The sequence below is a fragment of the Streptomyces sp. NPDC039424 genome, assembly GCF_055639495.1.
The window spans coordinates 235,836-260,230 of sequence record NZ_JBVKAI010000010.1 but is presented as its reverse complement, the minus strand read 5'-3'; the positions used below and the strand labels follow the sequence as shown (position 1 = coordinate 260,230).

The window sequence follows — 24,395 nt, the reverse complement described above, 5'->3', positions numbered from 1 at the left end:
CCGTGTGCTTCCGTCCTACGCCCGACCCGCGGGTACTGCCATTCGTACTACGGCTTTTTGCCGACCCCGCCGAAGTGGGTGACCGCCACGGGCTCCTGGCCGCCCTCGGGGCGCCAGCGGGAGCAGGAGACGACGCCCGGTTCGAGTACCTCCACGCGGTCGAAGAGGCGGACCAGTTCGGCGCGGCTGCGCAGGGTCATGGGGGCCGAGCCCTGGCTGTTCCAGTACTCGACCGCCTGGGTCATCGCCTCGCCGTCGACCTCCGTGGTGGGGTGGGAGATCACCAGGTAACTGCCGGACGGTACGGCGTCCAGGAGCCGGTGGACGATGGAGACGGCCTCGTCCGTGTCCATCACGAAGTTGAGGATGCCCAGCATGGTGATCGCCACCGGGCGGTCGAGGTCCAGGGTCCGCGCCGCGCCCCGCAGGATCTGCTCGGGGTCGTTCACGTCCGCGTCGATGTAGTCGGTGGCCCCCTCCGGCGTGCTGGTCAGCAGCGCGTGGGCGTGGGTCAGGACGAGGGGGTCGTTGTCGACGTAGACGATCCGGGACGCCGGGTCGACGCGCTGCGCGACCTCGTGGGTGTTGTCGGCCGTCGGCAGGCCCGTGCCGATGTCCAGGAACTGCCGCACCCCCGCGTCCCCGGCCAGGTACCGCACCGCCCGCGAGAGGAAGGCACGGTCGGCCACGGCCGAACGGGGCAGCGCCGGTACGAAGCCGAGGATCTGCTCGCCGACCTCCTCGTCCACCGGGTAGTGGTCCTTGCCGCCCAGCCAGTAGTTCCAGATGCGGGCCGAGTGGGACACGTCGGTCCGCAGCCGGGCCATGCGCGCGACGCCTTCGTCACCGGGTGCTGCGATGTCGGACATGGCGACTGCTCTCCTTCGGGCGATCACTGTCGGGATGCGCACCAAATTAGACACAACTCGCCTTGGACGGCGGGATTTTCAACAACTGCTTCCCACGCGCGGTCATGCGCTATCTCCTGCCGGGAACCGGCGCAGCCGGTGGTACGCCAGGCCGATGAGCGTCAACACGCCCGCGGTGAGCGCGGTGTTGACCGCGTACTTGACGGCGTACGAGGGATGGCCCAGTGGCTCGACCCAGAAGGACGTCGCCACCGAGGCGACCAACGCGCCACCGGCCACGGCCATCACGTGCGTACGGCCCCAGCCCGTGCGCCCCGACCAGGACAGCAGCAGCGCGCCCAGTACTCCCAGCAGCACGAGGTCCAGCGCGAAGACGGCCCAGGACCGCGCGTCCAGCCACTGGTGCGCGCCGAGGACGGCCACGGCGACGCACCCGGCCACCCACGCGGACGGGACCCGTCCGGGCCGGCGCGGTCCGCGGCGCGGCAGGGCGAAGGCGGCGCCGGCCAGGGCGGCCACGGCCACCCCGGTGGCCGCCAGCTCGCCCGGGGTGGCGGCCGACTCGGAGCGCCAGAACTCGCCGGCGATGACGGCCGCGCCCGCCAGATACAGCACGACCATCAGGGCCAGGCCACGCCCGCCCAGCCAGGGGCGTTCGGCCAGCCGTGGCACGCAGGACTCGACCATCGCGATCGGTGCCGCGAAGGTCCAGATCATGTGGCCGCCGGCCCAGTTCAGCAGGTTCTGGGCGTCGACCCGCAGACCGGGGATCACCGTGACGGGCTCCGCGGTGGCCCAGTCGGGGTCGTTCTCGTCGAACTCCAGGTGGAACAGGGACTGGTCGATCAGTCCCGTCTGCGCCAGCCCGAAGGCGGCGCCCAGCAGCAGCACGGTGGGCCAGCCGCGCCCGGCCCGGCGGACGGCCTCCCTGATGAGCACGGCGATGGCGCCGTACAGCGGGCCCAGGAGCAGCAACCCGGCCAGCAGCCGTAAGGGGTGGCCGATGGTCTCGTCGTACCCGATCAGGTACTCGGCGCTGATCGGCGACAGGAGGAACAGGGCCGCTACCGGTATCCAGCGCGGACGCGGGCGCTTGTGGGGCGGGGCGAGATCGGACGTCGTGGTCATGGAGTCAGGAAATCATAAACCGAGCGCTCGGTCTATCTTTGTGGTGGGGAGTGGCGAAGGTCGTGGAAGATGGCGGCATGAGAACCGTTGACCCCGCCAAGCACCGGGCGCGGCGCCGTCAGATCGTGGGCGCCGCCGCGGAGGTGTTCGCCACCAAGGGCTTCGAGGGCGCCACGACCGCCGAGATCTGCCGGGCGGCCGGTATCAGCTCGGGGAACCTGTTCCACTACTTCCCGAACAAGCGCGCCGTCTTCCGGGCGGTCTTCGAGGAGGACGAGGACCAGGCCGGCCGGCTGGCGGACGCCCGGGAGGCGGCGGACCCGTGGGCGGCACTGCTGGAGGTCGTGGACCTGCTGGCCGGGCCCGCGGCCGATCCGCTGACGCCCAAGCTGGTGATGGAGGCGATGCTCCAGGCCCAGCGCGATCCCGAACTGAACGCGCTGCTGGACCAGCAGAACGAGGCCGAACACCGGACGATCGCCGCGCTGCTGCGCCGGGCGGCGGACGCCGGGCAGATCGATCCACAACTGCCCCCGGACGACACGGCGGCATGGGTGGCGGCCCTCATCGCCGCCCTCTACACCAGCGCCGCGACCAACCCGGCCTTCCAGCCGGCCGAACAGCTGCCCACCCTGCGGCTGATCCTGCGACGCTTCCTGGCCGCCGCCGAATAAGCAGGACAGCCCCCGGCATGACGCCGGGGGCTGTGTGATCGTGGCAAGGGCCCCGCTACGGAAGGTTCCTCGCCATCACGATCCGCTGGACCTGGTTCGTGCCCTCATAAATCTGCGTGATCTTCGCGTCGCGCATCATCCGCTCCACCGGGTAGTCCCGCGTGTAGCCGTACCCGCCCAGCAGCTGGACCGCGTCCGTGGTGACCTCCATCGCCACGTCCGAGGCGAAGCACTTCGCCGCCGCGCCCTGGAAGGTGAGGTCGCTGTCGCCGCGTTCGGACTTCGCGGCCGCCGCGTAGGTCAGCTGGCGGGCGGCCTCGATCTTCATGGCCATGTCGGCGAGCATGAACTGGATGCCCTGGAAGTCGGCGATCGGCTTGCCGAACTGCTTGCGCTCCTGGACGTAGCCCTTGGCGTAGTCGAAGGCGCCCTGGGCGACGCCGAGGGCCTGGGCGGCGATGGTGATGCGGGTGTGGTCCAGGGTCTTCATGGCGGTGGCGAAGCCGGTGCCCTCCTCGCCGATCATGCGGTCGGCGGGGATGCGGACGTTGTCGAAGTAGACCTCGCGGGTCGGGGAGCCCTTGATGCCGAGCTTCTTCTCCGGAGCGCCGAAGGAGACGCCCTCGTCGGACTTCTCGACGACGAAGGCCGATATGCCCTTCGAGCGCTTCGACGGGTCGGTGACCGCCATCACCGTGTAGTACTCGGAGACGCCCGCGTTGGTGATCCAGCGCTTCACGCCGTTGAGGACGTAGTGGTCGCCGTCGCGGACCGCCTTCGTCTTCATGCCGGCCGCGTCCGAGCCCGCTTCCGGCTCGGAGAGGCAGTACGAGAACATCCCGTCGCCCTTGGCCAGTGCGGAGAGGTACTTCTTCTTCAGGTCCTCGCCGCCGGAGAGGATCACCGGGAGCGAGCCCAGCTTGTTGACGGCCGGGATGAGGGAGGAGGACACGCAGGCCCGCGCCACCTCCTCGATCACGATCACGGTGGCGAGCGCGTCGGCGCCCGCGCCGCCGTACTCCTCGGGTACGTGCACGGCGTGCAGGTCGTTCGCGACGAGCGCGTCGAGGGCCTCCTGCGGGAAGCGCGCCTCCTCGTCCACCGCGGCGGCGAACGGCGAGATCTTCGCCTCGACCAGGGAGCGGACGGCGTCACGGAGCATGTCGTGCTCCTCGGACGGGCGGTACAGGTCGAAGTCAGCCGATCCGGCCAAGGTCTCTCACGCTCCAAAGACACAGTGATACTGACGCTAATTACCGTTAAGTAATTGAAATTTTAGGGGGCCGCTCGGGGCGCGCCTACGTGAGCTTGGCGACAGCCCGGAGACTGCCCGGTGAGGCGCCCGCCGAAGCCCCGCGGCACGCCTTGGCTATGCTCGGGCCCGCACCGCCCGCGTACCCCAGGAGCATCCATGAGCCTCAAGATCACCGTGATCGGCACCGGCTACCTCGGCGCCACGCACGCCGCGGCCATGGCCGAGCTCGGTTTCGAGGTGCTGGGGCTGGACGTCGTACCGGAGAAGATCGCGAAGCTGGAGCGCGGCGAGGCCCCGATGTTCGAGCCGGGGCTCGAGGAGTTGCTGAGGAAGCATGTCGCGGGCTTCGAGGGTTCCTCGGGCCGGCTGCGGTTCACCCAGGACTGGGCCGAGGTCGGCGCGTTCGGCGACGTGCACTTCCTGTGCGTGAACACCCCGCAGCGGCACGGGGACTACGCGGCCGACATGTCGTACGTGGACGCGGCCGTCGCCTCCCTCGCCCCGCACCTCACCGGGCCCACGCTCGTCGTCGGCAAGTCCACCGTGCCGGTCGGCTCCGCCGAGCGTCTGGCCACCTACCTGGCCGAGCACGCGCCGGCCGGCGGCGACGCGGAGCTGGCCTGGAACCCGGAGTTCCTGCGGGAGGGGTTCGCCGTCGAGGACACGCTGCACCCGGACCGGATCGTGGTGGGGGTGCGCAGCGAGCGGGCAGAGAAGCTGCTGCGGGACGTGTATGCCACGCCGATCGCCGACGGGACGCCGTTCGTGGTCACCGACTTCCCCACCGCCGAGCTGGTGAAGACCGCGGCGAACTCCTTCCTCGCGACCAAGATCTCCTTCATCAACGCCATGGCCGAGGTGTGCGAGGCCGCGGGCGGCGACGTGGCGAGGCTGGCGGAGGCGATCGGGTACGACGACCGGATCGGGAAGAAGTTCCTGCGGGCCGGGATCGGGTTCGGCGGCGGGTGTCTGCCCAAGGACATCCGGGCGTTCATGGCCCGCGCCGGTGAGCTGGGTGCCGACCAGGCGCTGACCTTCCTGCGCGAGATCGACTCCATCAACATGCGCCGCCGCGGCCAGATGGTCGAGATGGCCCGCGAGGCCCTGGGCGGCGGCTCCTTCCTGGGCCGGCGGGTCGCGGTCCTCGGCGCCACCTTCAAGCCCGACTCGGACGACGTCCGGGACTCCCCCGCGCTCAACGTGGCGGGGCAGATACACCTCCAGGGCGGCCAGGTCACCGTGTACGACCCCAAGGGCATGGACAACGCCCGCCGGGTCTTCCCGACGCTCGGCTACGCCGACTCCGCGCTGGACGCGGTACGGGGCGCCGACGTCGTCCTGCACCTGACCGAGTGGCGGGAGTTCCGGGAGCTGGACCCGGCCACGCTGGGCGAGGTCACGGCGGCCCGGGTACTCCTCGACGGGCGCAACTCCCTGGACCCGGAGCTGTGGCGGCGGGCCGGGTGGACGTACCGGGCGATGGGGCGTCCGACCGCCTGAGGACATACGGGTGACGCCGGTTCGGCCGAGGCTCAGTCGGCCGAACCGGCGTCTTCACGCATTCTGCACCACCGGGCCGGTACCTGGCCGGTGAACTTCCTGTGGATCACGGGGGCTTATCCTTCCCTGGCCCGGTATCGGCGCATCTTCGCGCGCGCGCCGCACACCTGCATCGAGCACCAGCGGCCGCGTCCGGCCGGGCTGCGGTCGTAGTACGCCCAGTGGCAGGTGTCGGCCTCGCAGGCCTTGAGCCGCAGCCAGGTGCCCGCGACCAGGGACTCGGCGACGGCCGCCGCCACGCGGGCCGGGAGCGGGCCTTCGGGGGCGGCCGTGAGGGCCGCCGAGCCGTCCCGCGCGTCGACCACCACATACAGCGGTGCCCGGGACAGCAGGTCGCCCAGGGGTGTCACCGTGCGGTGCGGCGGGTGGCCTGCGTGGGCGAGCAGCGCGGCGCGCAGGGACTCGCGCAGCTCCCGGGCCGACGGCAGCTCGTCCTCGGGGATCCCGAAGCGCGCGCGGCCGTCCGCCGTGTCCAGCGCGTCGGCGCCCGACTCGATGTCCAGCGTGTTCACCAGGGACTCGACCAGCGCCAGGCCCCCCGGTGCGGCCGATCTCTCACTCATGCTTGCGACGTTACCTCCAATGCGGGAGCATGCAGTAACCGTTACCGGTTACTCGCCTCTATGGGTAACGCCACGTCCTGGGTAACGCTCCGGAGAAAGTCGGATACGAGGAGGAAAGTCATGGCTCTCGCCAAGCTGGGCCCTGTGGTCCTGGACTGTCCCGACCCCCGCGCGCTCGCCGGTTTCTACGCGGAGGTGCTCGGTGGCACCGTCGAGGGGGAGGGAGAGTGGGTGGACCTGAAGCTGCCCGGCGGCCCGTCGCTGGCCTTCCAGGCCGCGCCCGGGTTCGTGCCGCCGAAGTGGCCGGCCGCCGACCACTCCCAGCAGTTCCACCTGGACCTGACCGTCGACGACCTCGACGCGGCAGAGGAAGGCGTCCTGGCGCTGGGCGCGCGACCGCTGGACACGGACGACCGCTCGCGCGGCTTCCGGGTTTACGCGGATCCGGCCGGGCACCCGTTCTGCCTCTGCGCCTGCTGACCGGTCGTCCAGGAGGGCCCATGGCACCCGTCGTACGTTTCCGTTCGGTCGTGGTCGACTGCCCCGACCCGCACGCGCTCGCCGCCTTCTACGCCGAGATCGTCGGCGGCACGCCCCGTGCCGAGGAGGGTGAGGACACCGCCGACTGGGTCGTCCTGGAGGTCCCGGGCGGACCCCGACTCGCCTTCCAGCGGGCCGAGGATCACGTGCCGCCACAGTGGCCGCGGGCCGACCGGAACTCGCAGCAGTTCCATCTCGACCTCGACGCCGGGTCCACCTGGGAGGAGATCGACGCGGCCCACGAGCGGGTGCTGGCGCTGGGGGCCCGGCCACTGGACCTGGAGGACCGGGAGAAGAAGGACTTCCAGGTGTACGCCGATCCGGCCGGGCATCCGTTCTGCCTGTGCCGGATCGAGCACGGCTGACCGACGGCCGCGACGACTGACCGGGGGATCAGCCGTCGAGCTCCTCGATGGTCGCGTTGGACGGCCCCCGCGTCGCCTGCAGGCCGCGGGCCACGTCCTCCGCCGCCCCCAGCACCCGTACCGCGTTCTGCCAGGTCAGCTTGGCCAGGTCGGACTTCGACCAGCCGCGGTCCAGCAGTTCGGCGATCAGGTTCGGGTAGCCGGAGACGTCGTTCAGGCCGTCCGGGGTGAAGGCCGTGCCGTCGTAGTCGCCGCCGATGCCGAGGTGGTCGACGCCCGCGACCTCGCGCATGTGGTCGAGGTGGTCGGCCACCGTGGCCACCGTGGCGACCGGGCGCGGGGTGCGCTCCTCGAAGGCGCGGTGCACCTTCATCGCCTCGGGGGTGGTGTCGAGGTGGTGGAAGCCGTGGGCGCGCATGTTCTCGTCGGCCGCGGCCGTCCACTCCACGGCCGCCTGGAGCACGAACTTCGGTACGAACGTCACCATCGCCACGCCGCCGTTCGCGGGCAGCCGCTCCAGGACGTCGTCGGGGATGTTGCGCGGGTGGTCGCACACGGCCCGGGACGAGGAGTGCGAGAAGATCACCGGGGCGGACGAGGTGTCCAGCGCGTCCCGCATGGTCGTCGCCGCCACGTGGGAGAGGTCGACCAGCATGCCGAGCCGGTTCATCTCCCGGACCACCTCGCGGCCGAAGGCCGACAGGCCGCCGACGCCCGGCTCGTCCGTCGCGGAGTCCGCCCACGCCACGTTGTCGTTGTGGGTGAGGGTCATGTAGCGGACGCCGAGCGCGTACAACCCCCGCAGGGTGCCGAGGGAGTTCGCGATCGAGTGGCCGCCCTCCGCGCCCATGAGGGAGGCGATACGGCCCTCCCGGCGCGCCTCCTCCATGTCGGCGGCGGTCACGGCGGGGGCCAGGTCCGCCGGGTGACGTGCCAGCAACTGCCGTACGCAGTCGATCTGTTCCAGCGTCGCCGGGACCGCGTCGGGCAGGTCGGAGCGGACGAACACCGACCAGTACTGGGCGCCGACCCCGCCCTCGCGCAGCCGCGGGATGTCGGTGTGCAGGTGGGCGTTCTGGGGCCGGGAGATGTCGCGGGCACCGAGGTCGTAGCGGACCTGCTCGCGCAGCGCCCAGGGCAGGTCGTTGTGCCCGTCGACGACCGGGAACTCGCTGAGCAGTTCCCGGGCTGCCTCCACGGAACTCACCGCGGTCACTTCCCGAAGCCGAAGCCGCCGGCGGATCCCTCGACCTTGGAGCGCAGGCGCTTGCCCTTCTCGGTGGCCTGGTCGTTCAGGTCCTGCTGGAAGTCACGCATCCTCGCGAGCAGGTCCTCGTCGTGCGCGGCGAGGATCCGGGCGGCGAGCAGACCGGCGTTGCGGGCCCCGGCGACGGAGACGGTGGCCACGGGCACGCCGGCCGGCATCTGCACGATCGACAGCAGCGAGTCCATGCCGTCCAGGTACTTCAGCGGCACGGGCACGCCGATGACCGGCAGCGGGGTGACCGAGGCCAGCATGCCGGGCAGGTGGGCGGCGCCGCCCGCACCCGCGATGATCACCTTCAGCCCGCGGTCGGCGGCCTGCTCGCCGTACGCGACCATCTCGCGCGGCATACGGTGCGCGGAGACGACGTCGACCTCGTACGCGATCTCGAACTCGTCCAGGGCCTGGGCGGCGGCCTCCATGACGGGCCAGTCGGAGTCCGACCCCATGACGATGCCTACAACAGGGCTCATTCGGTGATCGTGCCTCTCAGGTAACCGGCAGCGTGACGTGCGCGCTCGAGAACGTCGTCCAGGTCGTCGCCGTAGGTGTTGACGTGACCGACCTTGCGGCCGGGCTTCACGTCCTTGCCGTACATGTGGATCTTGAGCTTGGGGTCGCGGGCCATGCAGTGCAGGTACGCGGAGTACATGTCCGGGTAGTCGCCGCCGAGGACGTTGACCATGACCGTCCACGGGGCGCGCGGGCGCGGGTCGCCGAGGGGCAGGTCGAGGACCGCGCGGACGTGGTTGGCGAACTGCGAGGTGATCGCGCCGTCCTGGGTCCAGTGGCCCGAGTTGTGCGGGCGCATCGCCAGCTCGTTGACGAGGATGCGGCCGTCGCGGGTCTGGAACAGCTCGACGGCGAGGTGGCCGACGACGCCGAGTTCCTTGGCGATGGTCAGGGCCATCTCCTCGGCCTTGAGGGCGAGGGACTCCTCCAGGTCCGGGGCGGGGGCGATGACCGTGTCGCAGACGCCGCCCACCTGCTGGGACTCGACCACCGGGTAGGCGACCGCCTGGCCGTGCGGGGAACGCACGACGTTGGCGGCGAGCTCCCGGACGTAGTCGACCTTCTCCTCGGCGAGGACCGGGACACCGGCCCGGAAGGGGTCGGCGGCCTCCTCGACGGAGTCCACGACCCAGACGCCCTTGCCGTCGTAGCCGCCGCGGACGGTCTTCAGGACGACCGGGAAGCCGTCCCCCTCGGCGGCGAAGGCCGCCACGTCCTGCGGATCGCCGACGATCCGGTGCCGTGGGCAGGGGATGCCGATCGAGTCGAGCTTCTCGCGCATCACCCCCTTGTCCTGGGCGTGCACGAGCGCGTCGGGCCCCGGGCGCACGGGGATACCGTCCGCCTCCAGAGCCCTGAGGTGCTCGGTGGGTACGTGTTCGTGATCGAAGGTGATCACGTCGCAACCGCGCGCGAACTCACGCAGCGTGTCCAGGTCGCGATAGTCGCCGATGACGACATCGTTCACGACCTGCGCCGCGGAATCCTGAGGGGTGTCACTGAGGAGCTTGAACCTGATGCCCAACGGGATGCCCGCTTCGTGCGTCATACGCGCGAGCTGGCCACCGCCGACCATGCCGACTACCGGGAACGTCACGCCCCTAGGGTATCGGCCGTGCCGGGGCCGCCGGATTCCGCGCCTCTTACCCCGTACTTTCCGGGTTCTTTCCGACCTGAGAGCTGGTCCACAGGAAACTCCGCCGGGGGGTCGATAGCATGGCGGGGTTGACGAAACCTACGGACGGGAGCCTGCACGACCATGGAACCTAGTTCCTCGGGGCTGCAACGTCTCGTACGCGAGGTCGCCAAGTTCGGCGCCGTGGGCGGCGTCGGCATCCTCGTCAACCTCGGTGTGTTCAACCTGGTACGGCACGTCACCGATCTGCAGGTCGTCCGCGCCAGCGTGATCGCCACCGTGGTGGCGATCGCCTTCAACTACATCGGCTTCCGCTACTTCGCCTACCGCGACCGCGACAAGAGCGGCCGTACCCGGGAACTCACGCTGTTCCTGCTGTTCAGCGCGGTCGGCCTGGTGATCGAGAACGGCGTGCTCTACCTGGCCACCTACGGCTTCGGCTGGGACAGCCCGCTGCAGAGCAACATCTTCAAGTTCGTCGGCATCGGGGTCGCGACCCTGTTCCGCTTCTGGTCCTACCGCACCTGGGTGTTCAAGGCGCTGCCGGCCCGGGAGGCCGTCGCCCACGCGGAATCGTTCCTCGCCGAGGAGTCGAAGAAGCCGCGGCCGACCCAGCGGGTGCCGTAGGTCCCGCGTTCTGGGCCCGGGGGCTCCTAGCGGACCGTCGGGCCGCTGTCCTCGGACGGTTTCCGGGACGGTGGTGTCCGGGACAGGAAGAGGCCGAAGACGGGTGGCTGGGCCTGGAGCAGCTCCAGACGGCCGCCGTCGGCCTCGGCGAGGTCGCGGGCCACGGCCAGGCCGATACCGGTCGAGTTGCGTCCGCTGATCGTGCGCTCGAAGATACGGGCGCCCAGGTCGGCCGGGACGCCGGGGCCCTCGTCGGTGACCTCCACGACGGCCTGGTTGCCGGTGACGCGGGTGCGCAGGGCCACCGTGCCGCCCCCGTGCATCAGCGAGTTCTCGATCAGCGCCGCCAGCACCTGGGCCACCGCGCCCGGAGTGCCGACCGCCTCCAGATGCCGCTTGCCCGAGCTGACGATCGCCCGGCCCACGCCCCGGTAGGCGGGGCGCCATTCGGCGAGCTGCTGCTGGATGACCTCGTCGAGGTCGAAGGTGACGGCGGAGCCGGTGCGCGGGTCGCGGGAGTTCGTCAGCAGCCGCTGCACCACGTCCGTCAAACGCTCCACCTGGGTCAGCGCGACGTTCGCCTCTTCCTTCACCGTGTCCGGGTCGTCGGTGAGGGTGATCTCCTCCAGCCGCATCGACAGCGCCGTCAGCGGCGTGCGCAGCTGGTGGGAGGCGTCGGCGGCCAGCCGGCGCTCGGCGGTGAGCATCCGGCCGATGCGCTCGGCGGAGGAGTCCAGCACGTCCGCGACCCGGTCCAGCTCGGGGACGCCGTACCGCTTGTGCCGGGGACGCGGATCGCCCGAGCCGAGGCGCTCGGCGGTCTCCGCCAGGTCGGTCAGCGGGGACGCGAGCCGGTTGGCCTGGCGCACGGCGAGCAGCACGGCGGCGACCACCGCGAGCAGCGCCACCAGCCCGATGATCAGCAGCGTGCGGCCGACCTCCCGGGTCACCGCCGAGCGGGGCTCCTGGACGATGACCGTCTCGCCCTCCTCACCCGACTGGGTGGAGTGGATGACGTCGCCCTGGGGCTTGGTGCCGATCTCGATCGGCTTGCGGCCCGGCACGCGGATCACCGCGTACTGGTCCTTGGTGACCTGGTCGCGCAGTATCTCGGCGGTGATGTCCTCCGCGCCGAGGATCCGGCCGTCCACGATGCTGGCCAGCCGGACCGCCTCGGAGTCCACCCGTTCCTGGGCGCTGTTGCTGATCGTCCGGGTCTCGACGATGACGAGCGAGACGCCGAAGACCGCGATCACCACCAGGACGACGGCGAGGGTGGACTGGATGAGACGACGACGCACGGGGCCCTCCGGGCGGTGACTTCACGACGAGCCGCCGGAACGGCGGGACGCGCGGAGCCGGCTAACTCTTCTCGAACCGGAAACCCACCCCGCGCACGGTGGCGATGTACCGGGGGTTGGCCGCGTCGTCGCCGAGCTTCTTCCGCAGCCAGGAGATGTGCATGTCCAGCGTCTTGGTCGACGACCACCAGGTGGTGTCCCAGACCTCGCGCATCAACTGGTCCCTCGTGACCACGCGGCCCGCGTCCCGCACGAGCACCCGCAGCAGGTCGAACTCCTTGGCGGTGAGCTGGAGTTCCTCGTCGCCCATCCACGCCCGGTGCGACTCCACGTCGATGCGCACGCCGTGCGTCGCGGGCGGCTGCTGCGGCTCGGCGGAGCCACGCCGCAGCAGGGCCCGTACCCGGGCGAGCAGTTCGGCGAGCCGGAAGGGCTTGGTGACGTAGTCGTCGGCACCCGCGTCCAGGCCGACGACGGTGTCCACCTCGTCGGCGCGCGCGGTCAGGATGAGGATCGGCACGGCGTGGCCCTCGGCGCGCAGCCGGCGGGCGACCTCCAGGCCGTCCATGCCGGGCAGGCCCAGGTCCAGCACGACCAGGTCGACGCCGCCCTGCATGCCGGCGTCCAGCGCGGTGGGTCCGTCCTCGCGCACCTCGACCTCGTAGCCTTCCCGGCGCAGGGCGCGGGCCAGCGGCTCCGAGATGGACGCGTCGTCCTCGGCGAGCAGTACACGGGTCATGAGGTGATGGTAGTCCGGTTGCGCGTTCCGCTGGGGTGTGATCGAAGCGAGGGATTCTTACCTTGGGGCACAGTGGTACGAACCTATGGCTGACAGGTGCGATCCTAGGAGACACCTTCGAAACCACTCCCCCGGTTCCACCGATGCCTGTGATCCGTGTCTCAAGTCCTTCCATATCAGGCGGTGTCCTGCCGTATGGTGACCTGGAACGCCTGTAGCATGCAGGGACCTTTGGCGGTGACTTGGCGCCGGGGGTCTCTTTTGTGTGCGGGCCGGTCTGCGCCGGCCCAAGGAATGACCTCTGGCCGTGGATCCCGGTGGTCGCCGTCCACCGCTCCGTGATCCGGGGCGGACTCCCCTCGGGCGTGGGGGCGGACGACCGATCCCGCCGGTGCCGGCCGACTCCCCCACCGGGCGCGCAACGCTCCTGCGATCGCGTCCCGACCAGCAAGGAACGACCATGGCGTCCAGCCTGACGAAGGACTCGGTCCGCCCGGGCACCCCCGGTTCCGAGAAGACCTTCTTCGGCCACCCCCGCGGACTGGCCACTCTCTTCATGACCGAGATGTGGGAGCGGTTCTCCTACTACGGCATGAGGGCCCTGCTCCCGCTGTACCTGGTGGCCCCGGGTGGCCTGCACATGAACGCGGGCACGGCGACCGCGATCTACTCCGTGTACGTGTCGCTCGTGTACCTGCTCGCCCTCCCGGGCGGCTGGATCGCGGACCGCTTCCTCGGCCCCCGCAAGACGGTCGCCGCGGCAGGCGTGATCATCATGCTCGGTCACCTGAGCCTGGCGCTGCCGGTGGCCGCCAGCTTCTTCGTCGGCCTCGGTCTCGTCGCCGTCGGCTCGGGCCTGCTGAAGGCCAACATCTCCACGATGGTCGGTCACCTCTACGACGGCCCGGAGGACCCGCGCCGCGACGGTGGCTTCACCCTCTTCTACATCGGCATCAACCTGGGCGCCTTCGCCGCGCCGCTGGTCATCGGCACCGTCGGTGAGAACGTCAACTGGCACCTCGGCTTCGCGCTGGCCGCGCTCGGCATGGCGCTGGGTCTGGTCCAGTTCCTGCTCGGCAGCCGCCACCTGAGCGAGCGCAGCGACGTCGTCCCGACGCCGCTGTCCGCCCAGGAGAAGACCGCCACGCTGCGCAAGGGCCTGATCTGGCTGGCCGTCGCCGTGGTCTTCTACGGCGTCGTCGGCTTCTCCGGCCACTTCACCCTGAACTGGGCGCTGATCCCGCTCACCCTCATCGGTCTGATCGTGCCGATCGTGGTCATCGGCCGGATCCGGCGTGACAAGGAGCTGGACTCGGCCGAGCGGTCGAAGGTGTCGGCGTACGTCTGGTTCTTCGTCGCCGCGGCCGTCTTCTGGATGATCTACGACCAGGGCGGTTCGACCCTGTCGCTCTTCGCGGACGGCAAGGCCGAGAACACGATCTTCGGCTGGAAGTTCCCGGTTTCCTGGTACCAGTCGGTCAACCCGGTCATGATCATGGCTCTCGCGCCCGTCTTCGCCTGGCTGTGGCTGTGGCTGAACCGGCGTGGCAAGGAGCCGAGCACGATCGTGAAGTTCGCGTCCGCGCTCGTCCTGGTCGGCGCCTCCTTCTTCCTCTTCCTCGCTCCGCTGTCGATCGCCGAGGGCGGTCACAAGGCCGCGGCGATGTGGATCGTCGCGATCTACTTCGTCCAGACGATCGGTGAGCTGACGCTGTCGCCGGTGGGTCTGTCCGTCACCACGAAGATGGCGCCGCGGAAGTACGCCTCCCAGATGATGGGCGTCTGGTTCCTCGCGGTCACCGCGGGCGACTCCGTCACCGCCCTGCTGTCCAACCCGGCCGTCGGCGGGGTGAACCTCGACCGGATGGGCTTCGTGGCCCTGGAGGCGGTTCTGGCCGTCATCGCCGGCTTCGCGGTGTGGATGTACCGCAGCAAGGTCAAGAAGAGCATGGGCGCCGTGCACTGACGCACGCCCCGGCTCCGCGGAGGGCCACCGCGTCCCCGGTGACGGGGTGCGGTGGCCCTCCGGTCGTTTCAGCGGGTGCGCCGCCCCGGCAGGAACGTGAACACCGCGCCGCCCAGCAGGATCGCCGTGCCCGCGACCAGGCCGAGGGCCTTGAGGGCGCCGTGGTCGCCGGAGCCGGTGTCGGCCAGGCCGCCGCTGTCGCCGCCGCTACCGGAGGCGGAGCCGCCGGAGGAGGTGCCGCCGGAGGTCGAGGAGCCCCCGGACGCGCCGCTGGCCTGCTCGGTGGTGTCGAGGGTGAGGGAGACCTCCGTCCTGGTCGGGGTGCAGGTCGTCGTCGTACCGAGGGCGTTGATGGTCAGCACGCCCGGGGACAGGGTCGACTCGCCGCCGGCGCCCGGCTTGTAGGTGCCCGTCAGGTCCGGGATCGCGATCGGGTCACCGGACTTGATGTCGGAGGCGTTCGTCGGGCCCTCCACGTGCACCGTGCCCTTGTCCGCGCCGCCGAGGACCACCTCCATCGACGGCTTCACCGAGCCCTTGGGGATGTCGGCCGGACTGTCCATCACCGACTTCTTGAACTGCACGGTGAGGCCGAAGCTCCCGCCGTCCTTCTTGGCGTTGATCTGCACCGGCGAGGTCGCGTTCTTGTCGCCGATGGGCGTCTTGCACGCGTACGGCACCCGCACCTCCTTGCCGGTGAAGTCGGTCTGCCCGGTGCCGTCGCTCGGGCTGCCGGTGCCGGTCGGCGTGCTCGTCCTCGTCGGCGTCGCGGTCGGCGTCTTGGTGGGGCTGGCGGTGTTGGTGGGCGTGCCGGTGCCGGTTCCGCCGCCCGCCGTCACCTGGATCGTCGCCGCGGGCCGCACCGTCTCGGTCGGTGTGCACTTGGTGTCCGTCGACATGGCGTTGACGGTGTACGCGTCCGGCGTCAGCCTCACCTCACCGGCCGTGGTCAGCTTCAGCGTGCCCTTCATGTCGGACAGCACCATGGCGCCGCCCTTGGGGATCGCCGGGTTCTCGCGCGGGCCCTGCATCGCGATGTCGGCGCTCTGCGCACCGGCCGCCTTGAGGGTGCCGGAGGGCTGGACCGAGTTCGCGGGCAGGTCGATGATGTCGGGGTTCTTCGACGCGGCCTGCGTGAACTTCCACACCACGTCCACCGTGTCACCCACCTTCGCCGTGGCCGGCGCGGTGATCTCGACCTTCGTGGTGCCGTCGACGGGGTCGATGCCCGCGGGCGGCACGCAGTGGGTGGCGTACGAGACCTCGGCGGCCTCGGCGGACCCGGCGCTCACGCCGAGCAGCACGCCGGCCGAGCAGAGCACCAGCGCGGCAGCCGCCGCGCCCGCTCGCCGCACGCCGGGCCCGTCGGCCGGTGTCACTCTCCTTCGCTTGCTCACGTGGGTCCCTTTCAGGTGGGAGTCGTAGGACTCGTCGGACTGTCGTCGTGCGGTGCGGAGAGCCGGCCGCCGGCCGTGCCCGGAGCGGAGTCCGGGGTGAACCACGGCAGGGTCGAGGGGGACGAGGCAGGGGCGGGCGGCGGTTGGGGGGTGCGGGAGACCGGCGGCCGCGGGGTCCGTGGGGTACGGCGTGGCCCGCGTCGGCGCCCGCCGCCCGGCCCGCGCGGCCGGATCCGGTCGACCACCGCCATCCCGGCGCGGAAGAGCGCGGCCGGGACGACCAGGCAGAGCAGCAGCCAGAACAGCGTCACGCCCCAGGGGCGGCCCACGCCCCAGGGCTGCTCGGCGAGCACCTTGCCGCGGTACCGCAGGGAGACGGTGTAGTCGCCGTGCGCCCCGGCGGCCAGCTCGACCGGCAGTTTGATCTGCGCCTTCTTCCCCGGCGCGAGGGTGCCGCGCCACTGCTGCTCGTCCCACTGGGGGGCGAACACGCCGTGTGCGGTGCCGATCTGGAAGACGGGATCCTTGATGGCGGCCTGGCCGACGTTGCCGACGGTGAAGACCAGGGTGCGGGAGGGGGGCGCCCCGAACCAGGTGAGCAGCCCGCCGGACCCGGCGAGCCGGGTGTCGCTGAGGAGGGACAGCCGGCCGCCAAAGGACTCGGCGGGCAGCGGCTCGACGGGGTGCCCGGCGACCTTCAGGACCACGTCGGCGTCGGCCTTCGCCCCGGTGACGGTGGCCACGTGGACCACGCACGGGCACGGCGCCGGCGGTTCGGCGACCGGCAGCTTCCTGCTGAAGCCGCCCTTGGCGTCGGTGGTGACCGCCCGGCCGTCCGCGTTGGCGCAGGAGTTGGTGCCACCGATCACCCCCCGGGACGGGGTGGCCTGCCCGCAGATCAGCACCATCAGCAGCGCGTGCGGGCGCCAGCCGCTGCCGCTGACGGTGACCGAACCGCCCGTACCCGCCTGGGACTTGGACACCTGCACGGTCGGTCCGGAAGCCGCCGACGCACTGCTCGCAAGAGGCGCCAGGAGCAGCGCGAGAACCGCCACCAGCGCCGGGATCCGTCTTCCGCCGCTCACCGCGTCGCCCCCGTCGACTCGGGCCGTCCGGCCCGGAGTTCGGCCCGCGTCGTACGGCGCCAGCCCCGCCACAGCCCCAGGGCGGCGACCGCGACGGACACCGCGCCCGCCGCCCCGATCACCGCGCCCCGGGGCACGAACCGTGCCGACGTGCCCGCCGTGGCGTGCGCCCCGCCCGGGGCGGTCACCGTCAGCCGTACGTCGACCGCGTCCAGCGCGGGCCGGCCGGGCCACGGTTCGTCGAGCCGCAGCCGGCGGCCCGGGGGCAGCCGGACGGGCAGGGTGCGCGGGGCTCGGTCCAGGACCCGTCCGAAGAGGCCGTCGGCGCGCACCGCGAGCCGCGGTACGAGGACCGTCGTACCGCGGTTGACCAGCTCGTACGAGATGCGGTCGCCGTGCACGGCGAGGTGCTCGACGGTCAGCGCGGACAGCGCCGGCCCGACGGCCCGCAGGCGCAGGCCCACCGTCGCCGTACGCCCGTCGCCGTCCCGCGCGGCGATCGTGCCGGCGCGGTCGCCGGGCGCGGTGCCGGCCGGGACGGTCACCGTGAAGGGCACGTCGGCGCGGGTGCGGGCGGGGACGCGCACGCGGGTCTGGGCGAAGGCGACGGGGACGCCGGTGCCGGTCAGCCGTACCCGGAGCGGCTTCCGGCCGCGGTTGGTCACCGACACCGTGTCCCGCAGGACCGCTCCGGGGGCGCCCTCTGCGTAGACGGACGGGCGGTCGCCGCCCAGGGGCGCGAGGGACCAGCCGCCGGCCGCCGCGGCCGGCGGGGCGGTGGTGAGCGGGGTGAGGAGGGTCAGGAGGGCCAGGATCGGCGGGCTCAGGACGCGGGTGGCGGACGGCATGGGCGGCTCCAGCGGTCTAGCCCGGGGTTCAGCGGCGTACGGCCTGGTTCCGGCGGGTCAGCCACAGCGCGCCCGCGGCGCCCGCGAGGAGGACGGTGCCGCCGAGCGTGCCGAGCGCGATCGCGGAGTCCTCGGGGCCGGTCTGCGGGAGCTGACCGGCCGAGCCGGAGCCGCTCTGCGACCCGGAGGAACCGGATCCGGATCCTGCCGTGGAGGCGGAGCCGCCGCTCGCCGTGACGTCGAGGGCCAGGGACGGCTTGGGGCTGTTGCTCGGGGTGCACGTGGTCGTCGTGCCGAGCGCCTTGATGGTGAGCACGCCCGCGGTGAAGGTGACCTTGCCGGTCCTCTTCGGGGTGTAGGTGCCGCTCAAGTCACTGATCTTGATGGGGGTGTTGGCCGGGATCGCGGCCTGGTTGGCGGGGCCGGTCACGGTGAGGGTGCCGCTGTCGGCGCCGCCCAGCTCGACGGTGGCGCTCGGGTTCATCGCGCCCTTGCCCAGCTCCACCGGGCTGGAGGAGACACCCTTCTGCCAGGACATGGTGATCTTGTAGCCGCCGCCGCTCTTGACGCCCTTGATGTCGATCGGCGAGACGGCGCTCTTGTCTCCGATGGGCGTCTTGCACTGGTAGTTGACGTCGACGACCTCGGCACGGGCCGCCGGGGCGGCCAGCAGCACCGCCGAGCCGGCCAGGGCCGCGGCGGACGCGAGCGCGGCGGTGCGTTTCGGGTACACGGCCCACCTCATTCCTGACGGCACATCAGATCGGCCGTCAAGGTACGCCCGGGGTCGCGAGGAAGGAAGACACGGCGCACGCCTGAGTTGTGACGATCCGGCGTGCGCGCGGAGGGGGTCGAGTGGAGAGGGTGACCGTGGGTAACCGATGGCCGAATGGGGCACACGACAGCACGCGGGGCGGCGCCGCCGGGGGTGAGGGACGGAGCCGGAAGGGGCGGTCACCGGACGAGGAGCGGAGCCGGAAGGAGGGGCCGTCGGTCGCCTTCGGCCGCACGGCCCAGCACCGCGGGCCGACGGGTCGTGGCGGCGGCGGGCGAGCGGCGGCAGGTGGGCGGCACGGCGAGCCGCCACGCGCCGGAAAAGTCCAGCGTCAGCGAGATCGCGGCGACAGCCGACCGCCGGACACGGCGGCGGGCGGCAGGCCCGGGGGCGCGCCGGGTCGGCGGTGTGCGCAAACCCCGGCGGCAAAGCGCTGGGGCGGCCCGGCTACGCCGGGGCGCCCAGTTCCGCCCAGACCGTCTTGCCCGAGGCGCCCGGGGTGCGGACGACGCCCCAGTCCAGGCAGAGGCGCTGGACGATGAACATGCCGTGGCCGCCGGGGCGGCCGGCGCGGTGCGGGGTGCGCGGGGCGGGCTGGCCGGTGCCGCGGTCGGTGACCTCTATGCGGATCACCTTGTTGTCGCAGGCGAGGACCAGTTCCTCGGGTCCCTCGGCGTGCAGGCAGGCGTTGGTGACCAGCTCGGAGACGACCAGCAGTACGTCCTCCGCCGCGGCCCGCTGGTCGGCGGACGCGGCGGGCAGCCAGCCCCACGCGTACAACGCCTGGCGGGTGAAGTCGCGGGCGAGCGGGACGACACCGCTCTCGCCGTCGAGGCGCAGCCGGCGTTCCTGGCGGGCCCGGCGGCCCCCCTCCGCCGTCCCGGACGGCACGGCCGCTGCCCCCGCGGACACGCCGGACTCCGGCGCACCCCCCTCGGACGCCCCGGAAGCGCCGCTGGGCTCCGGGCCGCGGTCGCCCGGCGAGCAAGGCCGGGTGGTGCTCATCAGCGCTTCACCTCACCGATTCACCATTCAGAAGTCGTTCAGTGTCGATCCATACCGACGGCTTACCGATCGGCACCGATCAATGCCGGTTGACACCGGCAAGTTCCGGCCGGTTCCGGTCGGCTCCTTCGGCTTCCGTCCGCACCCACCGGCCCCGGCCGGCGGCCCACCGCATCCTCCGGTGCCCTTCGATACGTACGTCGCGCACGGGCCGTTCGTCGGTTCCACGGCGTTTCCCCACGCCTCGGGGCCGACAGGTCCAGGATGTCTCCTGCCCGGGCGAACCAGGGCGACACCCCCCGGTTCGGCGCGCCGAACGCGGACGGGTCGCGGCTCAGCCCGACTCGTCCGCCAGCGCAGCCTCGACGGAGGCATGGACGGTGAAGACCGCCTCCGCCCCTGTGATCTCGAACACGCGCGCCACCACCGGCAGCATCCCGGCCAGATGTACACCACCCCCGGCGGCCTCCGCCCGCAATCGCGCGCCGAGCAGCACGTTCAGGCCCGTGGAGTCGCAGAACTCCAGCCGCGAGCAGTCCACGACGAGTCGCGAGAATCCCTTGTCGAGGAGGTCGTCGAGGGGTTCACGCAGTAGATCGGCGGTGTGGTGATCGAGCTCACCCGCCGGTGTCACTACGGCGCTGGAACCCTCTTCCCGCACCTCCACCAGAAGCCGGCCCGACTGTGCGCTGCCGACCGTCCCGCGGTCCATGCCGTCTCTCTCCCGAGGTCGTGGCTGCTGTCTCTTGTCTGCTGATCCTGACCGAGGCCAGGCCGATGCCCTCGAACACTACGCCTTCTATACGCACTCCGACACCCGAACAACCCCACACAAACGGACATATCCCCTCAGAATGCACTTGCGATGGCCTTGGTTGAGCGGGTAGGGCTAGTAAGGACACGTAACCGACACGGCCGGCTTTGGAGGCGCCGCACTCCGACAGTGCACGCACGGCTTCGGCAGCCTTATGCCGAGAACGATGGAGGACACCCATGTCACCCCGGCTCGACGCATCGCATACCCGGACGGCGACGTCGACACCCCCACCGGAACAACTGGATCCCATCGATCCCTTCGAAGGGCTCCCCGAGATCCCTCCGTACGACGAGATCGCCCCCGTCGACGCACGGGCCCTCTCCAAGACCCTCTTCGAGCGGCTGGAGTCGCTGGAGGAGGGGACGCACGAGTACTCGTACGTCCGCAACACCCTCGTCGAACTCAACCTCGCCCTGGTCAAGTTCGCCGCCTCCCGCTTCCGCTCCCGCAGTGAGCCGATGGAGGACATCATCCAGGTCGGCACCATCGGCCTGATCAAGGCGATCGACCGCTTCGAACTCTCCCGCGGCGTGGAGTTCCCCACGTTCGCGATGCCAACCATCATCGGCGAGATCAAGCGCTTCTTCCGTGACACCTCGTGGTCCGTGCGCGTCCCGCGCCGGCTCCAGGAGCTCCGGCTCGACCTGGCCAAGGCCGGCGACGAGCTGGCCCAGCGGCTCGACCGGGCGCCGACCCCGGCGGAACTCGCCGAGCGTCTGGGCATCTCCACCGACGAGGTGATCGAGGGCATGGCCGCCTCGAACGCGTACACCGCCTCCTCGCTGGACGCCCAGCCGGTGGAGGACGACTCCGAGGGCGCGCTCGCGGACCGCATCGGCTACGAGGACCACGGGCTCGAAGGCATCGAGTACGTCGAGTCGTTGAAGCCGCTGATCGCCGAACTCCCGGCCCGCGACCGGCAGATCCTCTCCCTGCGGTTCGTGGCCAACATGACCCAGTCGGAGATCGGCGACGAACTCGGCATCTCGCAGATGCACGTGTCGCGGCTGCTGTCGCGCACGCTGGTACGGCTGCGCAAGGGGCTGACCGTGGACGAGTGAGGTTCGCGAGGTTTCTCCGCCGCCCCGGGGAAACCTCACCTCCCTCTTCCTGCCTGCCTCTTTTCGCAAGCGCCCTTCTCCGTCACTCTGGTCACTCCAAACCGGCTGGTACGTCAGGACAGCCGGGGCAGTCGCGGGCGGCCGCGCTGGGTGCGAGGAGGCGCGAGGATGGTTCAGGGCGGCGACCGGGCCGACGACGCGGTGCTGCACACGGCCACGCCGGACGCGCGGCTGACCGATCTGCTGCGCGCCGACACCACCACCGCCTACGCGGCGCTCCAGGAGCTGCGCCGCCGTCACCGGCCGTCGGTCCTCGGCTACGCCCGGCTGTGCGCGGCGAGCGAGTCGTCGGCCCGGCAGCTGGCGGCGCAGACGTTCACCGAGGCGGCCCGGGAGACGGCACGCGGCGTCGAGCCGCTCGTACCGCTGCGCCACCACCTGCTCCTGCTGACGGCCCGCCTGGCCGCCGCCCGGGCCCGGGACGAACGGTCGGCGGGCCTCGACCCCGGCCTGCTCCTGGTCCTGAACACCACCGGCGCCCCCGAGGGCCCCCTGCCGCCCCTGCTGGCGGCCTTCCACACCCTGCCCGCCCGTGACCAGGGCCTGCTCTGGTACGGCGTCGTGGAACGGGAACCCGAGGACCGCACGGCCGCGCTGCTCGGCCTCACCCTCCAGGACGTGGCGTACGACACCCCGCGGGCGCTCCAGGCCATGGCCCAGGCCTGTCTGAGATCCCGCCTGGCCGCCTCCGACGACCCGCGCTGCGGTGACTTCCGCCGCCTGATCGAGGAGTCGGCCCGCTCGGACACCCCCCGCCACAGCGTCGATCTGCACGCCCACATGGCCCGCTGCCCGCACTGCACGGCCGCCCACGAGGACCTGACCGCCCTGCGGGACACCCCGCGCGCCGCCCTGGCGGAGGGCCTGCTGCCGTGGGCCGGCGCGGCGTACGCGGCCCGGCGCGACCCGGAGCGGAGCTCCGCCCCCGCCCCTCTCGTTTCCGGGGCCCGGCGCCCTCCCTCGTCCCGCCGCTTCCTGCTCGCCTCCGCGGCCCTCGGCGTCGCCGTGGTCCCGCTGCTGTTCCTCCTGCTGCCCTCGGAGGGCTCCCCGGACCAGCGCTCGGCGGGCGCCGCCACCACCCCCACGACCGCACCGCGGGTCACGGTGACGGCGACGGTCCCGGCGACGCCGTCCCCGTCCGCGACCTCCAGATCCCCCTCGCCCACGAGAAGCCCGAGCCCCACGAGGCGCTCCCCGAGCCGTTCGCCCCGGCCGACGCCCTCGCCCACGCCCGCGGCCCACGCGCCGGACGGCTCCTACGCCCAGGTCGTTAACACCGCCTCGGGCCGCTGTCTGGACGTCTCCGGCGACTTCCATGACGGCACCGACGTCGTCACCGCCCCCTGCACCGCCTCCCCCACCCAGCGCTGGCGCGTCGACACCGCCCGCGGTGTCGTGCAGTCCTCCGCGAACCCCGGCTACTGCCTCGACAGCCGCGGCTCCGTCGACAAGGGCGTCGGCATCTGGGACTGCGACTCGGTCGACGGCGACCACGGCCGGAACCTGCGCTTCACCGTGGACACCGACGGGGTGATCCGCCCGGCGATCGCGATCGAGACCGCGCTCACCCCGGACGGCGGCGGTCGGCTGGCACTGGAGCCGCTGACCGGGGGGACGGGGCAGCGGTGGCGGGCGGGGGCCGTCTGAGGCGGCGGCGCCCGGTCAGAGCACGCGTGCGCCGCGCCGCCAGACCCCGGCGACCAGCGGCACCCCCGGCCGGTAGGCCAGGTGTACGTGGCTCGGGGCGTCCAGGAGGGTCAGGTCGGCGCAGGCGCCGGGGGTGAGGCGGCCGATGTCGGTGCGGCGGAGGGCCGCCGCACCGCCCGCCGTCGCGGACCAGACCGCCTCGTCGGGGGTCATGCGCATGTCCCGTACGGCGAGGGCGACGCAGAAGGGCACCGAGGAGGTGAAGGACGAGCCGGGGTTGCAGTCGGTGGAGAGGGCGACCGTGACGCCGGCGTCCAGGAGGCGGCGGGCGTCGGGCCATTCGGCGCGGGTGGAGAACTCGGCGCCGGGCAGCAGGGTGGCGACCGTACGGCTGTTCGCGAGGGCGTCGACGTCCGCGTCCGTGAGGTGGGTGCAGTGGTCGGCGCTGGCCGCGTCGAGTTCGACGGCGAGCTGGACGCCGGGGCCGTAGGAGAGCTGGTTGGCGTGGACGCGGGGGTGCAGGCCCTTCGCCTTGCCCGCCGTGAGGATGGCGCGGGCCTGGTCGCCGTCGAAGGCGCCCTTCTCGCAGAAGACGTCGATCCAGCGGGCGTGCGGGGCGCAGGCGTCGAGCATCTCGCCGGTGACCAGGGCGACATAGGCGGCCGGGTCGTCGGCGTAGTCCGGGGAGACGATGTGGGCGCCGAGGTAGGTGACCTCGTCGGTGTGGCGGGCGGCGAGGCGCAGGGCGCGGGACTCGTCCTCGACCGTCAGGCCGTAGCCGGACTTGGTCTCGAAGGTGGTGGTGCCCTGGCGGAGTGCCTCGGCGAGGAAGCGGGTGAGGTTGGCCTCCAGTTCCCCGTCGGTGGCGGCGCGGGTGGCGGCGACCGTGGTGCGGATGCCGCCGGCGCTGTAGGGGCGGCCGGACATGCGGGCGTTGAACTCGGCGGTGCGGTCGCCCGCGAAGACGAGGTGCGAGTGGGAGTCGACGAAGCCCGGCAGCACCGCCCGGCCGGCGGCGTCGACCCGATTGTCAGTGGCGGGTGCTTTGCTGGATTCACCGGTCCACGCGACACGGTCGCCGTCGATGACGACGGCCGCGTCCTGGATCAGACCGAGAGGGGATCCGTCACCGAGGGAGGGGTCGTTGGTGACCAGCGTGGCGATGTTGGTGATGGCGGTGCTGCTCATGGCGTCCTCAGGG

General features: G+C 71.8%; 24 protein-coding genes. 8 read left to right on the top strand and 16 right to left on the bottom strand.

The features are described 5' to 3' along the window. Positions 1 to 47: 47 nt before the first annotated feature. Positions 48 to 869: an SAM-dependent methyltransferase gene (locus ACZ7L0_RS25365; RefSeq protein WP_471244825.1), complete on the bottom strand. Its 822-nt coding sequence runs from the start codon at positions 867 to 869 to the stop codon at positions 48 to 50. 102 nt (positions 870 to 971) lie between these two features. After that, the gene (locus ACZ7L0_RS25360) at positions 972 to 1,997 is read right to left on the bottom strand and encodes a hypothetical protein (protein ID WP_471244824.1); all 1,026 of its coding nucleotides are present in this window, start codon (positions 1,995 to 1,997) and stop codon (positions 972 to 974) included. A 77-nt stretch (positions 1,998 to 2,074) separates the two neighbouring features. On the opposite strand from ACZ7L0_RS25360, the gene ACZ7L0_RS25355 reads away from it, so the two are divergent. Continuing rightward, a complete protein-coding gene (locus ACZ7L0_RS25355; RefSeq protein WP_471244823.1) occupies positions 2,075 to 2,671 on the top strand; it encodes a TetR/AcrR family transcriptional regulator in 597 nt (198 codons plus the stop codon). A 55-nt stretch (positions 2,672 to 2,726) separates the two neighbouring features. Here ACZ7L0_RS25355 and ACZ7L0_RS25350 read toward each other — a convergent pair whose 3' ends face one another. Further along, the gene (locus ACZ7L0_RS25350; protein WP_471244822.1) at positions 2,727 to 3,884 is read right to left on the bottom strand and encodes an acyl-CoA dehydrogenase; all 1,158 of its coding nucleotides are present in this window, start codon (positions 3,882 to 3,884) and stop codon (positions 2,727 to 2,729) included. Positions 3,885 to 4,082: 198 nt separating this feature from the next. On the opposite strand from ACZ7L0_RS25350, the gene ACZ7L0_RS25345 reads away from it, so the two are divergent. After that, on the top strand, positions 4,083 to 5,426 hold the full coding sequence (locus tag ACZ7L0_RS25345; RefSeq protein WP_471244821.1) for a UDP-glucose dehydrogenase family protein: 1,344 nt from the start codon (positions 4,083 to 4,085) through the stop codon (positions 5,424 to 5,426). A gap of 116 nt (positions 5,427 to 5,542) precedes the next feature. On the opposite strand, the gene ACZ7L0_RS25340 is transcribed toward ACZ7L0_RS25345, so the two are convergent. Next, entirely contained in the window at positions 5,543 to 6,049 is a 507-nt protein-coding gene (locus ACZ7L0_RS25340; RefSeq protein ID WP_471244820.1) for a CGNR zinc finger domain-containing protein, read from the bottom strand. Positions 6,050 to 6,169: 120 nt separating this feature from the next. On the opposite strand from ACZ7L0_RS25340, the gene ACZ7L0_RS25335 reads away from it, so the two are divergent. Then, positions 6,170 to 6,529, top strand: a complete 360-nt coding sequence (locus ACZ7L0_RS25335; protein ID WP_471244819.1) for a VOC family protein — start codon at positions 6,170 to 6,172, stop codon at positions 6,527 to 6,529. Positions 6,530 to 6,549: 20 nt separating this feature from the next. After that, positions 6,550 to 6,954: a VOC family protein gene (locus tag ACZ7L0_RS25330; RefSeq protein ID WP_471244818.1), complete on the top strand. Its 405-nt coding sequence runs from the start codon at positions 6,550 to 6,552 to the stop codon at positions 6,952 to 6,954. A gap of 28 nt (positions 6,955 to 6,982) precedes the next feature. On the opposite strand, the gene ACZ7L0_RS25325 is transcribed toward ACZ7L0_RS25330, so the two are convergent. Genes ACZ7L0_RS25325 through ACZ7L0_RS25315 form a run of 3 tightly spaced genes read right to left on the bottom strand, consistent with a single transcriptional unit; the run spans position 6,983 to position 9,827 of the window. Continuing rightward, positions 6,983 to 8,161 carry a dipeptidase gene (locus ACZ7L0_RS25325; protein ID WP_471244865.1) on the bottom strand — a complete coding sequence of 393 codons (1,179 nt, stop codon included), beginning with the start codon at positions 8,159 to 8,161 and terminating at the stop codon, positions 6,983 to 6,985. 5 nt (positions 8,162 to 8,166) lie between these two features. Continuing rightward, positions 8,167 to 8,691, bottom strand: coding sequence for a 5-(carboxyamino)imidazole ribonucleotide mutase (purE, locus tag ACZ7L0_RS25320; protein ID WP_471244817.1), 525 nt, complete (start codon positions 8,689 to 8,691; stop codon positions 8,167 to 8,169). Beyond that, positions 8,688 to 9,827 (bottom strand): 5-(carboxyamino)imidazole ribonucleotide synthase, encoded by a 1,140-nt coding sequence (locus ACZ7L0_RS25315; protein WP_471244816.1) that lies wholly within the window; start codon positions 9,825 to 9,827, stop codon positions 8,688 to 8,690. Before ACZ7L0_RS25315 ends, purE begins: the two co-directional genes overlap by 4 nt. Before the next feature lie 162 nt (positions 9,828 to 9,989). Here ACZ7L0_RS25315 and ACZ7L0_RS25310 point away from each other — a divergent pair, with 162 nt between their 5' ends. Continuing rightward, entirely contained in the window at positions 9,990 to 10,493 is a 504-nt protein-coding gene (locus ACZ7L0_RS25310) for a GtrA family protein (RefSeq protein ID WP_471244815.1), read from the top strand. 26 nt (positions 10,494 to 10,519) lie between these two features. On the opposite strand, the gene ACZ7L0_RS25305 is transcribed toward ACZ7L0_RS25310, so the two are convergent. Continuing rightward, positions 10,520 to 11,794: an ATP-binding protein gene (locus ACZ7L0_RS25305; RefSeq protein WP_471244814.1), complete on the bottom strand. Its 1,275-nt coding sequence runs from the start codon at positions 11,792 to 11,794 to the stop codon at positions 10,520 to 10,522. Positions 11,795 to 11,855: 61 nt separating this feature from the next. Further along, on the bottom strand, positions 11,856 to 12,533 hold the full coding sequence (locus ACZ7L0_RS25300; RefSeq protein ID WP_471244813.1) for a response regulator transcription factor: 678 nt from the start codon (positions 12,531 to 12,533) through the stop codon (positions 11,856 to 11,858). A 460-nt stretch (positions 12,534 to 12,993) separates the two neighbouring features. Here ACZ7L0_RS25300 and ACZ7L0_RS25295 point away from each other — a divergent pair, with 460 nt between their 5' ends. After that, positions 12,994 to 14,499, top strand: a complete 1,506-nt coding sequence (locus tag ACZ7L0_RS25295; RefSeq protein WP_471244812.1) for an oligopeptide:H+ symporter — start codon at positions 12,994 to 12,996, stop codon at positions 14,497 to 14,499. A gap of 68 nt (positions 14,500 to 14,567) precedes the next feature. Here ACZ7L0_RS25295 and ACZ7L0_RS25290 read toward each other — a convergent pair whose 3' ends face one another. The 6 genes from ACZ7L0_RS25290 to ACZ7L0_RS25265 all read right to left on the bottom strand — a co-directional run bounded on the left by ACZ7L0_RS25290 (position 14,568) and on the right by ACZ7L0_RS25265 (position 20,321). Beyond that, entirely contained in the window at positions 14,568 to 15,821 is a 1,254-nt protein-coding gene (locus ACZ7L0_RS25290; RefSeq protein ID WP_471244864.1) for a hypothetical protein, read from the bottom strand. Positions 15,822 to 15,907: 86 nt separating this feature from the next. After that, on the bottom strand, positions 15,908 to 16,981 hold the full coding sequence (locus tag ACZ7L0_RS25285; RefSeq protein WP_471244811.1) for a hypothetical protein: 1,074 nt from the start codon (positions 16,979 to 16,981) through the stop codon (positions 15,908 to 15,910). Then, positions 16,978 to 17,829, bottom strand: a complete 852-nt coding sequence (locus ACZ7L0_RS25280; RefSeq protein WP_471244810.1) for a COG1470 family protein — start codon at positions 17,827 to 17,829, stop codon at positions 16,978 to 16,980. Before ACZ7L0_RS25280 ends, ACZ7L0_RS25285 begins: the two co-directional genes overlap by 4 nt. Positions 17,830 to 17,857: 28 nt before the next feature. Beyond that, positions 17,858 to 18,562 carry an LPXTG cell wall anchor domain-containing protein gene (locus ACZ7L0_RS25275; protein WP_471244809.1) on the bottom strand — a complete coding sequence of 235 codons (705 nt, stop codon included), beginning with the start codon at positions 18,560 to 18,562 and terminating at the stop codon, positions 17,858 to 17,860. 489 nt (positions 18,563 to 19,051) lie between these two features. Beyond that, the gene (locus ACZ7L0_RS25270) at positions 19,052 to 19,609 is read right to left on the bottom strand and encodes an ATP-binding protein (RefSeq protein WP_471244808.1); all 558 of its coding nucleotides are present in this window, start codon (positions 19,607 to 19,609) and stop codon (positions 19,052 to 19,054) included. 334 nt (positions 19,610 to 19,943) lie between these two features. Next, positions 19,944 to 20,321, bottom strand: a complete 378-nt coding sequence (locus ACZ7L0_RS25265; protein ID WP_471244807.1) for an STAS domain-containing protein — start codon at positions 20,319 to 20,321, stop codon at positions 19,944 to 19,946. 281 nt (positions 20,322 to 20,602) lie between these two features. On the opposite strand from ACZ7L0_RS25265, the gene ACZ7L0_RS25260 reads away from it, so the two are divergent. Together ACZ7L0_RS25260 and ACZ7L0_RS25255 are read left to right on the top strand one after the other, a co-directional pair. Next, a complete protein-coding gene (locus ACZ7L0_RS25260) occupies positions 20,603 to 21,487 on the top strand; it encodes an RNA polymerase sigma factor SigF (RefSeq protein ID WP_471244806.1) in 885 nt (294 codons plus the stop codon). Positions 21,488 to 21,655: 168 nt separating this feature from the next. Beyond that, positions 21,656 to 23,194 (top strand): ricin-type beta-trefoil lectin domain protein, encoded by a 1,539-nt coding sequence (locus ACZ7L0_RS25255; RefSeq protein ID WP_471244805.1) that lies wholly within the window; start codon positions 21,656 to 21,658, stop codon positions 23,192 to 23,194. A gap of 15 nt (positions 23,195 to 23,209) precedes the next feature. On the opposite strand, the gene hutI is transcribed toward ACZ7L0_RS25255, so the two are convergent. After that, positions 23,210 to 24,382 carry an imidazolonepropionase gene (gene hutI, locus ACZ7L0_RS25250; RefSeq protein ID WP_471244804.1) on the bottom strand — a complete coding sequence of 391 codons (1,173 nt, stop codon included), beginning with the start codon at positions 24,380 to 24,382 and terminating at the stop codon, positions 23,210 to 23,212. Between the last annotated feature and the right edge of the window lie 13 nt (positions 24,383 to 24,395).